The sequence below is a fragment of the Pseudomonas sp. NPDC090201 genome, from assembly GCF_044746825.1.
Lineage (GTDB): Bacteria > Pseudomonadota > Gammaproteobacteria > Pseudomonadales > Pseudomonadaceae > Aquipseudomonas > Aquipseudomonas putida_AD.
Window position 1 is genome coordinate 1,114,016 of record NZ_JBIVCX010000001.1, and the last position, 13,091, is coordinate 1,127,106.

The 13,091-nt window shown below is 62.1% G+C and carries 11 protein-coding genes; 8 read left to right on the forward strand and 3 right to left on the reverse strand.

What is annotated here, in order from left to right; translation table 11 throughout:
* Positions 1-31: 31 nt before the first annotated feature.
* The 3 genes from ACIPOO_RS05120 to edd form a co-directional block, all read right to left on the reverse strand.
* A complete protein-coding gene (locus ACIPOO_RS05120; RefSeq protein ID WP_400604845.1) occupies positions 32-769 on the reverse strand; it encodes a response regulator in 738 nt (245 codons plus the stop codon).
* A gap of 69 nt (positions 770-838) precedes the next feature.
* Positions 839-1,801 (reverse strand): glucokinase, encoded by a 963-nt coding sequence (locus ACIPOO_RS05125; protein ID WP_274135700.1) that lies wholly within the window; start codon positions 1,799-1,801, stop codon positions 839-841.
* Complete coding sequence (gene edd / locus ACIPOO_RS05130; protein WP_274135702.1) at positions 1,798-3,624, reverse strand: phosphogluconate dehydratase; 1,827 nt, start codon at positions 3,622-3,624, stop codon at positions 1,798-1,800. Before edd ends, ACIPOO_RS05125 begins: the two co-directional genes overlap by 4 nt.
* 236 nt (positions 3,625-3,860) lie before the next feature.
* Between edd and gap the strand changes: the two genes are divergently transcribed.
* From gap to ACIPOO_RS05170, 8 genes are all read left to right on the forward strand, one after another.
* Positions 3,861-4,862: a type I glyceraldehyde-3-phosphate dehydrogenase gene (gene gap, locus ACIPOO_RS05135; RefSeq protein ID WP_274135703.1), complete on the forward strand. Its 1,002-nt coding sequence runs from the start codon at positions 3,861-3,863 to the stop codon at positions 4,860-4,862.
* Positions 4,863-5,090: 228 nt separating this feature from the next.
* Positions 5,091-5,606, forward strand: coding sequence for an RNA polymerase sigma factor (locus ACIPOO_RS05140; protein WP_400604848.1), 516 nt, complete (start codon positions 5,091-5,093; stop codon positions 5,604-5,606).
* A 157-nt stretch (positions 5,607-5,763) separates the two neighbouring features.
* Positions 5,764-6,669: a FecR domain-containing protein gene (locus ACIPOO_RS05145; protein WP_274135151.1), complete on the forward strand. Its 906-nt coding sequence runs from the start codon at positions 5,764-5,766 to the stop codon at positions 6,667-6,669.
* A 118-nt stretch (positions 6,670-6,787) separates the two neighbouring features.
* Complete coding sequence (locus ACIPOO_RS05150) at positions 6,788-9,397, forward strand: TonB-dependent receptor (protein ID WP_400604850.1); 2,610 nt, start codon at positions 6,788-6,790, stop codon at positions 9,395-9,397.
* Between the two features lie 190 nt (positions 9,398-9,587).
* Positions 9,588-10,187 (forward strand): biliverdin-producing heme oxygenase, encoded by a 600-nt coding sequence (locus ACIPOO_RS05155; RefSeq protein WP_400604852.1) that lies wholly within the window; start codon positions 9,588-9,590, stop codon positions 10,185-10,187.
* 95 nt (positions 10,188-10,282) lie between these two features.
* The gene (locus tag ACIPOO_RS05160; protein ID WP_400605201.1) at positions 10,283-10,708 is read left to right on the forward strand and encodes a YbaN family protein; all 426 of its coding nucleotides are present in this window, start codon (positions 10,283-10,285) and stop codon (positions 10,706-10,708) included.
* A gap of 73 nt (positions 10,709-10,781) precedes the next feature.
* Entirely contained in the window at positions 10,782-11,132 is a 351-nt protein-coding gene (locus ACIPOO_RS05165) for a DUF5064 family protein (protein ID WP_400604854.1), read from the forward strand.
* Positions 11,133-11,291: 159 nt separating this feature from the next.
* Complete coding sequence (locus ACIPOO_RS05170) at positions 11,292-12,800, forward strand: sigma-54-dependent transcriptional regulator (RefSeq protein WP_274135144.1); 1,509 nt, start codon at positions 11,292-11,294, stop codon at positions 12,798-12,800.
* Positions 12,801-13,091 lie beyond the last annotated feature (291 nt).

Consider the following 13,091-nt stretch of genomic DNA (forward strand, 5'->3'; position numbering starts at 1 on the left):
GACGGCGTTTTTTCTCGACCACTATCACCGGTCAGTAGCCGTTGCCGGCTTGCGGCAGCACGTTGGCCGCCAGCAGATAGCCACTGCCTCGCACGGTGCGAATCAGCCGCGGCGCCTTGCCGGTGTCGCGCAGACGCTGGCGCAGACGACTCACCGCCATGTCGACGATGCGCTCCAGCGGCATCAGCTCACGCCCACGGGTAGCGTTGCCGATGGTGTCGCGGTCGAGGATCTGCTGCGGGTTATCGAGAAACAGTTTGAGCAAGGCGAAGTCGGCACCCGAGAGGATCACTTCCTCGCCATCGTTGTGGAACAGCCGGTGGCTGACCATGTCCAGACGCCACTCGTCGAACACCAGCACCTCGCCAGCCGTGCGTTCCTGGCCAAACTGGGCACGGCGCAGCAGGGCCTTGATCCGGGCCTGGAGTTCACGTGGGCTGAAGGGCTTGGCCATGTAGTCGTCGGCGCCCAGCTCAAGGCCGATGACCCGGTCGGCCTCGTCGGAGCTGGCGGTGAGCATGATGATCGGCACATGGGGCTGGCGCGGGTGCTGCCTGACCCAGCGACACAGGCTGAAACCATCTTCATCGGGCAGCATGACATCGAGAATCAGCAGGTCGCTGGCCTCGTCATTGAACGCCTGACGAAACTCGGCACCGTCGCCCACGGTACGTACCTGAAAGCCTGCACGGCTCAGGTAGGCCTGCAGCAACTCGCGGATCTCCTGGTCGTCATCGACCACCAGAATCGATTTACTGACAGCGTTCACTTTGGTCGTCCTTGTAAGCACTGGATTGTTATTATTGATACAGCAGCACAGCGCGCTCCTACAAAAGCATCAGGCCTGAGCCAGCGCCTGGTCCAGCGCCACACCCGCGCCCATCAGGCCCGGGTACTCGGCCGTCACCAGCCACACCGGCACATCCTTGAAGTAATCCTTCATCAGGCCTTTTTGTGCAAGGGCCGCATTGAAACCGCTGTTCATGAAGAAGTCGACGAAACGCGGAATCACCCCGCCTGCGATGTACACACCGCCCCGCCCGCCGACGGTCAACACGTTGTTGCCCGCCACCCGGCCCAGGAACACACAGAACTGCTCCAGCACCGCGCAGGCCACCGGATCACCCTTGAGCGCGGCGGAGGTAATGGCCGCCGGGGATTTCAGCTCCGGCTCGATGTCATCCAGCGCACAACTGACCTGATACAGCAACAACAGGCCCGCGCCGCTCAGAATCGTTTCGGCGCTGACGTGTTCATGCTCGGCCATCAGCCGAGTCCACAACAACGCCTCGCGGGACGTACCGATAGGCAAATCCACATGTCCACCCTCGCCCGGCACGGCGGTCCAGTGGCTTTCGCCGGTGCGAATCAAGGTGCCGACGCCAAGGCCGGTGCCCGGTCCGATCACCACGCGGGCGGCCTTCGGATCGCCCTTGCCGTGGCGCACGGTGAGGTATTCATCGTCGCGCAGGCGAGTCATGCCCAGCGCCATGGCGGTGAAGTCGTTGACCATGATCAGGTTGTCGATCTTCATCGCCGCACAGAATGCCTGCCGGTTGATTTTCCAGTGGCTGTTGGTGAAGTGGAAATCATCGCCGGTCACCGGCCCCGCCACGGCCAGGCAGATCGAGCCGACATCGCCCGGTTGCAGCTCCAGGTCCTGCAAGTAGACCAGCAGGGCCTTCTCGGGACTGGCGTAATCGATCGTCGGGAACACCCGGATCGAATGCAACTGATCGTCTTCCCAGATGGCAAAACGAGCATTTGTGCCGCCGATATCACCCACCATCGCCAATGTCACTTGAGCGTCTCCAGATTCGAAGTAAAGGCGCTGGCGCCCTTCTCTGCCGAGCTGAAGGCCATGCGCATGAAACCGAACAGTTCACGGCCGGTGCCCACGTTGTGGGACAAACGTCCGATTGCCGGTTCTCTGGCGGCCAATTCTGCCGGTTCGACCAGAACTTGCAACGTTCCTTTCACGCCATCGACCCGAATGAGGTCCCCATCACGCACAAGTGCCAAAGGGCCACCATCGGACGCTTCAGGGCAGACGTGGATGGCCGCCGGGATCTTTCCGGAGGCCCCGGACATGCGTCCGTCGGTAATCAGCGCGACCTTGAAACCGCGATCCTGCAGCACGCCGAGAAAGGGTGTCATTTTGTGAAGTTCAGGCATGCCGTTGGAGCGCGGCCCCTGAAAACGCATGACCGCGACGAAATCGCGCTCAAGCTCCCCGGCCTTGAACGCATCGGCCAGGTCCTGCTGATCTTCGAAAACCCGGGCAGGCGCCTCGACGATCTGATGCTCCAGCGCCACCGCCGAAACCTTCATCACGCCACGCCCCAGGTTGCCTTCCATGACCCGCAAGCCGCCCTCCGGGGAGAACGGGCGAGCCACCGGACGCAGGATGTTTTCATCCAGGCTTTCGATCGGGCCATCACGCCAGACCAGCTTGCCATTATCCAGGAACGGCTCCTGGGTGTAGCGACGCAGGCCGCGGCCGGCCACGGTGTTTACGTCTTCGTGAAGCAGGCCCGCATCGAGCAGTTCACGAATCAGGAACGACATGCCGCCAGCGGCCTGGAAGTGGTTGATGTCGGCCTTGCCGTTGGGGTAGACGTGGCTCAGGGTCGGCACCACTTCGGACAGATCGGCCATGTCCTGCCAGGTCAACTGGATGCCGGCGCACTGGGCGATGGCCGGCATGTGCAGCGTGTGGTTGGTGGAACCACCCGTCGCGTGAAGCGCAACAATCGAGTTGACCAGCGAACGTTCGTCCACAATCTCACCGAGAGGGATGAACTCGCCGCTCTGTTTTGTCAGACGCGTGACCTGGATCGCGGCTTCGTGTGTCAGGGCATCGCGCAGCGGCGTGTAAGGATTGACGAAGGAGGCGCCCGGCAAGTGCAGCCCCATGACTTCCATCAGCAGTTGGTTGGTGTTCGCCGTGCCGTAGAAGGTGCAGGTGCCCGGCCCGTGATAGGACTTCATCTCCGAGTCCAGCAGCTCTTCGCGGGTGGCCTTGCCTTCGGCGTAGCGCTGGCGCACGTCGGCTTTTTCCTTGTTGGAAATGCCCGACACCATGGGCCCGCCCGGCACGAAGATGGTCGGCAGGTGGCCAAAACGCAAAGAGCCCATCAGCAGGCCCGGCACGATCTTGTCGCAGATGCCGAGCATCAGCGCTGCATCGAACATGTTGTGCGACAGCGCCACCGCCGTTGCCATCGCGATGACTTCGCGGCTGGCAATGCTCAGTTCCATGCCCGGCTCGCCCTGGGTCACGCCGTCGCACATGGCAGGCACGCCGCCGGCGAACTGGCCGACCGAGCCGACTTCGCGCAGGGCTTTCTTGATCTGTTCCGGAAAATGCTCGTAAGGCTGATGCGCCGAGAGCATGTCGTTGTACGAAGAAACGATGGCAACGTTAGCGGCGTTCATCATCCGCAGGCTGTGCTTGTCTTCGCTGCCGCAGGCCGCGACGCCATGGGCGAAGTTGGCGCATTGCAGCTTGCCGCGCATCGGCCCGTCGCTTGCCGCGCCCCGGATCAGTTGCAGATAGCGCTGACGGGTTTCACGGCTTCGAGCGATCAGCCGCTCAGTTACCTCAAGGACGCGGGGATGCATGTGATGAACTCCAGGCTAACGGATGTGGTCACCCTCTCAAACGTTCACAAAACCTGACAATTTTTCATGACCTGGGAGAAACGCTTCAGCAAAGGCCTGATTTATCAGCGTGTTGTGCCCGTTTTACGGGTTTCTATTTGTAGATAAACCAAAATACTGCCACTAAAAGGGCTTGTTTTCTATTTTTATGAGAATAATCTTGTAATTCCAACAACAAATTTACAGAGGACGGGTGTATGACTCTCCGCATCGCAATCAATGGCTTTGGCCGCATCGGCCGCAACGTCCTACGTGCACTCTATACCCAAGGCTACCGTCAGGACCTGCAAGTCGTCGCCATCAACGATCTGGGTGACAGCGAGATCAACGCCCACCTCCTCAAGTACGACACCGTTCACGGCCAGTTCGACGCAACTGTCGAGCACGACAAGGAAAGCCTGACAGTCAATGGTGACCGTATTTCGGTCAGCGCCATTCGCAATCCGGCTGAATTGCCCTGGAAATCCGAGAAGATCGACGTGGTGTTCGAGTGCACCGGCCTGTTCACCGACCGCGCCAAGGCTGCCGCCCACATCACCGCAGGCGCGAAGAAGGTCATCATCTCGGCCCCGGCCAAGGGCGCGGACGCGACCGTTGTGTACGGCGTCAACCACGACGTGCTGCGCCAGTCGCACCAGATCATCTCCAACGCCTCGTGCACCACCAACTGCCTGGCGCCGGTGGCCCAGGTGCTCAACCGCGAGCTGGGCATCGAAAGCGGCCTGATGACCACGGTGCATGCCTACACCAACGACCAGAACCTGATCGACGTCTACCACACCGACCCCTACCGCGCCCGTTCGGCCACCCAGTCGATGATCCCGAGCAAGACCGGCGCCGCCGAAGCCGTGGGCCTGGTGCTGCCGGAACTGGCGGGCAAGCTGACCGGTATGGCGGTGCGTGTACCGGTCATCAACGTGTCGCTGGTCGACCTGACCATCCAGCTCAAGCGTGACGCGACGGCCGACGAGGTCAACGCGATCATGAAAGAAGCCGCCAAGCACTCGAAGATCCTGGGCTACAACACCCTGCCGCTGGTGTCCCATGACTTCAACCACAACCCGCTTTCGTCGATCTTCGATGCCAACCACACCAAGGTCAGCGGCCGCCTGCTCAAGGTCCTGGCCTGGTATGACAACGAATGGGGCTTCTCCAACCGCATGCTGGATAACTGCCTGGCGTTGATGAACGCGGAGTGACGGGCCGAGTGCCCTCCGACGCAATGCGTTAACTGTAGGAGCGCGCTTGCCCGCGACGGCGGTGTGTCAGTCACTCAACCTTGGCTGACACACCGCTATCGCGGGCAAGCGCGCTCCTACAGGGGTGCACCAGCCCTTGCTTTTACACATTCTTTGCAATTTTTACCCTTGACCCGCATGGCAGATGATAAGCATTATCATTCGCTGAATTTCTGGTCGGGTATCCCCGTGAGTCAGTCACACTTCAACGACGTCTTCCTGGCAAGACGGACGATCCTGCTGCGCACCCTGCAACGCATGGTTCGCAACCCCAGCACCGCCGAAGACCTGTTGCAGGAAACCTACCTGCGGGTGACCCGTGCGCTGGGCGAGCGGCCCATCGATCACCTCGAACCCTTCGTATTCCAGACGGCACGCAACCTGGCGCTGGATCATCTGCGCGCACGACGCATTCATGCCCGCACCATTGTCGATGACGCGCCCATTGCCGATATCTACAACGTGGTCGCCCCTGATGCCGCGCTGGAAGACGCCGCCGACGCCAACCGCCTGCTGCAGAGCCTGAACGCGAGCCTTGAGAAGCTCACGCCCCGCCAGCAGAAAATCTTCACCCTCAGCCGGCTCAATGGTTGCAGCTACCTGGAGATCGCCGAGCAACTGGGGGTTTCGGCCAGCACCGTACAAAAGGAACTCAAGCTGATCATGGCGATCTGTGTCGGGGTTGCTGCCCGGCTCGAACGCTGATGAGAGCAGCCTGATCCATACTTCATAAGAAATCCGGCGGAGCCTTGCGTCTGTGACGCTAGAATCGCGCCCCAAACCGTGCAACCGAGGACGCTCCTTGACGGACTCTCACTCACCTGGCACCGGTCAACCAGCCGATGCGCTGAACGACAGCGCCATGGATCAAGCCCTGATGTGGCTGATCGAACTGGAAGATGCCGACGCCCAGCAGCAGGCCCGTTTTCATGAATGGCTGGCCGCCGACCCTGCCCATGGCGAAGCTTTCGCCAGGGCCGAGGCCGTGTGGAATTCGCAGCCGGTGCTCGACGCCGCAGTGACCCTGGCCGCGCCGAAAAAGCCCTCGATGTTCAAGCGCCTGCGCCCCCACTGGATGCCACTGGCCACCGCAGCGCTGTTGATTCTGGGCCTGTTCAACTTCAGCGACCTGCCCCTGAGGCTCAAGGCCGACCACCTCACAGTGACCGGAGAGCGCCAGCGGCTGGAGCTTGCAGACGGTTCGAAGGTGCTACTCAATACCCGATCTGCGTTCTCCAGCGACCTGGATGAACACCAGCGCATCGCCCGTCTGTATCAGGGTGAAGCGTTCTTCGAAGTGCCGGGGGCCAAGGGCCTGCCCCTTGAGGTCGAGGCAGGTCCCGTGCGCATGAGCGCCAGCAGCACTGCCTTTGCCGTGCGCTATCTGGACGGGGTCGCGCAGATTCAGGTCGAACATGGCGCGGTGAACGTGCAGGCGACCAAGGGCAATTCCCAGGTCAGCCTGGGCGCAGGCGACAGCCTCAGGGTCGGGCCCGACGGATTTGGCCATCGTGAAAAGATCGACCGCAACAAGGACCTGGCCTGGGTCCAGGGACGCCTGATTTTCGATAACTGCCCGCTGAGCGAAGTGCTGGCCGAGCTGCGCCGCTATTATCCTGGCTGGATCGTCAGCGCCAATGACCGGCTGGACAAGGTCGCCGTGACCGGAAACTACCGCCTGGACAACCCGGTGGACGTGGTCCGCTCCCTGGCGCAGATCACCTCCGCGCACCTGCATGAACTGCCTGCGCTGGTCATCCTCAATTGAGAATAATTATTTTTACGCGATAACCGTTCGTCGTTCGTCTCGTCATAGCCAATGCAAGTGATTCCTATTAAATACTTGCTAACACTTATAACGAGCCGCACGACAGGGAGCGCTATCGATGCCGTCCACGTTCACCCCCGGGACATCCGATTCACCCCGCAGCACCAGCAACTTCACCCTTTCCCTGCTGACCGTCGCCGTGTTCGCCGCCGGCCTGCACGCAGCCCCCACCCTCGCCGCCGAACAACCGGCGCGTGTCGCGGGCAGCTATCAGTTCTCGATCAAGCAGCAACCGCTGGTGTCGGCGTTGAACGAGTTCAGCAAGGTGACGGGCTGGCAGGTCGGGATGTCCTCGGATCTGGCACAGAACGTTACCTCGCCGGGTGTCAACGGGTCGATGCCTGCCGAAAAGGCGCTTGATCGCCTGCTGGCGGGCAGCAACCTGAGCTACCGCAGCCTGGGCAACAACAACGTGGTGCTGGAAAAACGCAGCAACACCGGCATACTGGCCCTGGATCAGGTCACGGTCAGTGCCACCCGACAGGCCCAGTCGGTGGACTCGGTGCCCAGCACCGTCACCGTGCAGACCCGTCAGGATCTGGATCGTAAAAACGTCAACACCATTCGCGATCTGGTGCGCTATGAGCCCGGCGTCTCGGTAGGCGGCGCCGGCCAGCGTGCAGGCACCAGCGGCTACAACATTCGCGGCATCGACGGCGACCGCATCCTGACCCAGGTCGATGGCGTCGAAGTCCCGGACAACTACTTCTCCGGCCCCTACGCCAACACTCACCGCAACTACGTCGACCCGGAAATCATCAAGCGCGTCGAGATCCTGCGCGGCCCGGCCTCGGCGCTCTACGGCAGCAGCGCCATCGGCGGCGCGGTGAGCTACTACACCCTCGATCCCGAAGACATCATCAAGCCCGGCAGCGACGTCGGCGCACGCCTGAAAACCGGGTACAGCTCGGTCGACAACAGCTGGCTGAACTCCGCAACCCTGGCGGGCCGTGAAGGCGATTTCGACGGTTTGCTGCACCTGAGCCAGCGCAACGGCCGCGAGACCGAATCCTACGGCGAGCACGGTGGCACCGGTCTGTCCCGCACCGCCGCCAACCCTGAAGACCGTCGCGCCACCAACGTGCTGGCCAAACTGGGCTGGAACTACAACGACAACGACCGCCTGGCCTTCACCTACGAGAAGTACAAGGACGACACCCACACCAACCAGAAAAGTGCGGTGGGCGGGCCGTTCATTTCCGGCGTCAGCTCTGGCATGTATCGCAGCCGTGAAGGCAACGATGTGATCACCCGCGAGCGTTTCGGCCTGGAAAACACCTTCGCGCTGGACAGCCTGCTGGTGGACAACGTCAAGTGGAGCCTTAACTACCAGATCGCCAAGACCGACCAGGACACCATGGAGCGGTACGTTCCAAGCAATCCGTTCACAGGGGCGCCAACGCGCGACGTCTGGCGAACCCGCGACACCACCTACAAGGAACGCCAGTGGATCTTCGACGCGCAACTGGACAAGGCCTTCAGCATCGCCGACACCGAGCACCTGCTGACCTACGGCACCACCCTCAAGCAGCAGAAAGTCACCGGCGAACGTAGCGGCACCGCGACCTGCGCATCGGTCCTCGGCACCTGCCGCACCATCGGTGCGACCAGCCCGACCGCCTCCGACAGCCTGGCGCCAAACAGCGACTTCCCGGACCCGACCATCAACACCTACGCGCTGTTCGCCCAGGACCAGATCAAGTGGGGTGACTGGACATTCATGCCGGGTGCGCGCTACGACTACACCACGCTCAACCCACACGCCACTCCGGAATTCCTGCGCGCCGTAGGCCTGACCAGCGCCAGCCAGTTCGACGACAGCGAGAAGAAGTGGCATCGCCTGTCGCCCAAACTCGGTGTGACCTACGCCATCGACGACGCCTACACCTGGTACGGCCAGTACGCCGAGGGCTTCCGTACCCCGAGCGCCAAGGCACTGTACGGCCGCTTCGAGAACATCAATACCGGCTATGTCGTCGCGCCCAACCCGGACCTGGAACCGGAGAAGAGCAAGAGCTTCGAAACCGGTCTGCGTGGCCGTTTCGACGAGGGCTCGTTCGATGTGGCGGTGTTCTATAACAAGTACCGCGACTTCATCAACGAAGATGCCATCCAGCCCGCCAGCTCCAACACTGCCGTGTTTCAGTCCAACAACATCAAGCACGCCACCATCAAGGGCGTCGAGCTCAAGGGCCGCCTGAACCTGGACAGCTACGGCGCCCCGCAAGGCCTCTACACCCTGGGCTCGGTGGCGTATCAGCACGGGCGCAACGACGACACCGGCCAGCCGATCAACAGCATCAACCCGCTGACCGGCACCTTCGGCCTGGGTTATGACCAGGACAACTACGGCGGCTTGCTGAGCTGGACCCTGGTCAAGCGCAAGACCCGGGTGGACGACTCCAACTTCCACGCACCGGATGGCTCTTCGACCCAGTTCAAGACCCCGGGCTTCGGGCTGGTGGACCTGACCGGCTTCTACAAGGTCACCGACGATGTGACCGTCAGCGGCGGCCTGTACAACCTGGCCGACAAGAAGTACTGGCTGTGGGACGACGTGCGCGGCTACGACGGCGTAGGCGAGGCGGCTGTCACCCAACCGGCGAACCTGGACCGCCTGACCCAGCCGGGCCGCAACTTCGCGATCAACCTGGTGTGGGATATCTAACGCCATCCACTTCCCCCTGTAGGAGCGTGCTTGCCCGCGACTGCGGTGTGCCAGTCCCCACTCTTGGACTGACACGCCGCCATCGCGGGCAAGCGCGCTCCTACAGCGTGGCGGCCCAGGATTTTTTTACGCTCGAACCGCCCTCACTCGTCTCGTCTACAAGCGCCTCATTTTCCCCAAGGAAGACACCATGTCCCAAGACCCGATTCGTCGCTCCCAGCGGCTGAACCAGATCACCCACGCTCCCCACGAACAACTGGACAAGGCGGTCAAGGCCAATGCACCGTTTGAAACCCTGGCCAGCTACTCCCGCTTCCTGACCGCTCAATACCTGTTCCAGCAGGAACTGAAAGCGCTGTACACCGACCCGCAACTGATCGAACTGATCGCCGACCTGCCCGATCGCTGCCGCGCCGAACAGGCCAAGGCCGACCTCAACGACCTCGAAACGCCAATCCCGTCGCCCGTCGCCGGCGCTGTGCATAGCCCCTCCCAGGCCGAAGCCCTGGGCTGGCTGTTCGTCTCCGAGGGCTCGAAGCTGGGCGCTGCCTTTCTCATCAAGCGCGCCGTGGCCCTGAACCTGAGCGAAACCTTCGGTGCCCGCCATCTGGGCGAACCGGCCGGTGGCCGTGCCGATGGCTGGAAACGTTTCATCCGGATCCTCGACGACCTGCCCTTCAGCGAAGAGCAGGAACGCCAGATCGATAAAGGCGCCGTAGCCGCGTTCGAGCGTTTCAACGTGCTGCTGAACCATGCCTATACGTCGGCTGCCCAGACGGAACCGGCCTGAATCGAAGCGTTTGGCGCCCGGCACTGTTAAGCTGGGCGTCCTTTCGAGGGAGCGAGCCCTTGAAGCACATCTATACCCTGCCGTACCCGAGACTCATGACCAACACTCCCCCAGGCAGCAAACTGTCCCGCATCCTGTTCGGCATCCTGGCCTACGTCAGCCTTGCCATTGGCATCATTGCGATATTCATTCCGGGGCTGCCCACCACCGAATTCATCCTGCTGGCCGCCTGGGCCGCCACCAGAAGCTCGCCGCGCCTGAGCGCCTGGCTGGAAAATCATCGCCTGTTCGGCCCGATGCTGAGCAACTGGCGCAACGGCAAGCTGATCGCCCGCAGCGCCAAGATCAGCGCCACTGTCACCATGCTGATATGTGCGGTTGTCATGCTGGTGGTGCTCAAGCACAACTGGTGGATCTACTTCGCAGTCACCGGCATGGTGCTGGTCAACCTGTGGATCTGGTCGCGGCCCGAACCGGGTTCGCACACCGCCCGCTGCACGGAGTCTTCCGGGCAACCTTGACCTGTGGTGCTGAACCCCGGGCCTGGCGCACGGTCTGCTCCATACGATCATCGTTTCTTGAGGGAGCAGTCACATGTTCGAGCCAGGCCATCTGCACATCACCCGTCCTGCCCTGCAACCGGATGAAATTGGTTACGACCTGCACATCCGCTACGAGGTCAGCCAGACCGACGCCGGCCCCGGCATGCATTTCGCCCTCGACGGGGACATCAATGGCAAGCCGGTCAATGACGCCTTCGACCTGCCCAAGGACCTTGCCTACAACTTCGCCAGCGAAGCTTCGCGCATCTGCGAGAAACATGGCCTTCCCAAAAACGCCGACCTGCATGACATGCACGGCGACTACGACGCCATGTTCGAAGACATCCGCGACAAGCTCGACATGAAATCGGGCGATGCGGTCAAGCCAGAGCACCTGGAGTAACCTTCGGCCTGTAGGAGCGCGCTTGCCCGCGACTGCGGAGTGTCAGGTACGTTGATTTGGGCTGACACACGGCGGTCGCGGGCAAGCGCGCTCCTACAGGTGTGCTGCGGTTTACTGGCATAATCCGACGCTTCTCAGGCCCGAACTGCACCGCACCCCATGCGCATCCACGTCACGTTCATCGACCGCGTCGGCATCACCCAGGAAGTGCTGGCCATTCTTGGCGCGCGCAATCTGAATCTCGACGCCGTGGAGATGGTGCCGCCCAATGTCTACATCGACGCCCCGACCTTGAGCCACGAGCTGCTCGAAGAACTCAAGGACCGGCTGTTTCGGGTACGTGGCGTTGAGGCGATCAAGGTCGTGGACATCCTCCCCGGCCAGCGTCGCCACCTGCAACTGGACGCCCTGCTCGCCGCCATGACCGACCCCGTACTGGCGCTGGACAGCGCAGGGCATGTGCTGCTGGCCAACCCTGCCTTGGTAGCACTGTATGGTCGCGAACCTGCGGGCGAGTCTCTCGCCGAGCTTTTCAACGAACCTGGCCTGCAAACCGCGCTGCTGGAAAACGGCTTTCGCCTGCCCATGCGTGAGGTGACGCTCAACGGCGAAACGCTGCTGCTCGACGCCACGCCCATCACCGACGCCGGCGCCTTGCTGACCCTGTATCTGCCCAGCCGCATCGGCGAGCGCCTGTCGGCCCTGCATCACGATCATGCAGAAGGCTTCGACGCACTGCTCGGCGATTCCGCGCCGATTCGCACCCTCAAGGCCCGCGCGCAACGGGTGGCGGCCCTCGATGCGCCGCTGCTGATTCAAGGTGAAACCGGCACCGGCAAGGAACTCGTGGCCCGCGCCTGCCACGCCGTCAGTGCTCGCCACAGCGCGCCATTTCTGGCGCTCAACTGTGCGGCATTGCCGGAGAACCTCGCCGAAAGCGAGCTGTTCGGCTATGCCCCTGGCGCCTTTACCGGAGCCCAGCGCGGCGGCAAGCCCGGCCTGATGGAGCTGGCCAACCAGGGCACGGTGTTTCTCGATGAAATCGGCGAGATGTCACCTTACCTGCAGGCCAAGCTGTTGCGTTTTCTCAACGACGGCAGTTTCCGTCGCGTCGGCGGTGACAAGGAAGTGCAGGTCAACGTGCGCATTCTCAGCGCGACCCACCGCGATCTGGAAAAGATGGTCGCCGAAGGCACCTTCCGCGAAGACCTTTTCTATCGCCTGAACGTGCTGAATCTGGACGTTCCGCCGTTGCGCGAACGCGGGCAGGACATTCTGCTGCTGGCCCGATTCTTCATGGAGCAGGCCTGCACTCAGATCCAGCGCCCGGTCTGCCGCCTTGCCCCAGGCACTTACCCGGCGCTGCTGGGCAACCGCTGGCCGGGCAATGTGCGGCAGTTGCAGAACGTGATTTTTCGGGCGGCAGCCGTCTGTGAAAGCTCGCTGGTGGAGATCGGCGACCTGGACATCGCAGGCACCTCGGTCGCCCAGGGCAATGACGGCGAAGTCGAAAGCCTGGAGGCGGCGGTCGAAGATTTCGAGAAGTCGCTGCTGGCCAAGCTCTACAGCCACTACCCCTCGACCCGCCAACTGGCCGCCCGCCTGCAAACCTCCCACACCGCCATCGCCCATCGGCTGCGCAAGTACGGGATTTCGGGGAAGGCCTGAGTGGCTACCATCCGTTGCACGAACGGCCTGAGGTCACCGTCCGTTGCACGAATGGCGTGATGTCACCGTCCGCTGTAGGAGCGCGCTTGCCCGCGATTGCGGCGGTTCAGCCACATTTATGCCGGATGACACAACGCCGTCGCGGGCAAGCGCGCTCCTACGATCACCGTAGGTCGGAACGAAATCAATACACCGTATTGATTTCATTCCACCCTCAGCTTATCCCCAGCCGACAAGGCTTTGATCCCACAACAATTTTTCGCCCCCGCAAAACTGTAGCGATTTCGCTAC

Coding starts and splice junctions, on each gene's coding strand:
- edd (WP_274135702.1), bottom strand. CDS start 3,624: ATGCATCCCCGCGTCCTTGAGGTAACTGAGCGGCTGATCGCTCGAAGC.
- gap (WP_274135703.1), top strand. CDS start 3,861: ATGACTCTCCGCATCGCAATCAATGGCTTTGGCCGCATCGGCCGCAAC.
- ACIPOO_RS05145 (WP_274135151.1), top strand. CDS start 5,764: ATGGATCAAGCCCTGATGTGGCTGATCGAACTGGAAGATGCCGACGCC.
- ACIPOO_RS05150 (WP_400604850.1), top strand. CDS start 6,788: ATGCCGTCCACGTTCACCCCCGGGACATCCGATTCACCCCGCAGCACC.
- ACIPOO_RS05155 (WP_400604852.1), top strand. CDS start 9,588: ATGTCCCAAGACCCGATTCGTCGCTCCCAGCGGCTGAACCAGATCACC.
- ACIPOO_RS05160 (WP_400605201.1), top strand. CDS start 10,283: ATGACCAACACTCCCCCAGGCAGCAAACTGTCCCGCATCCTGTTCGGC.
- ACIPOO_RS05165 (WP_400604854.1), top strand. CDS start 10,782: ATGTTCGAGCCAGGCCATCTGCACATCACCCGTCCTGCCCTGCAACCG.
- ACIPOO_RS05170 (WP_274135144.1), top strand. CDS start 11,292: ATGCGCATCCACGTCACGTTCATCGACCGCGTCGGCATCACCCAGGAA.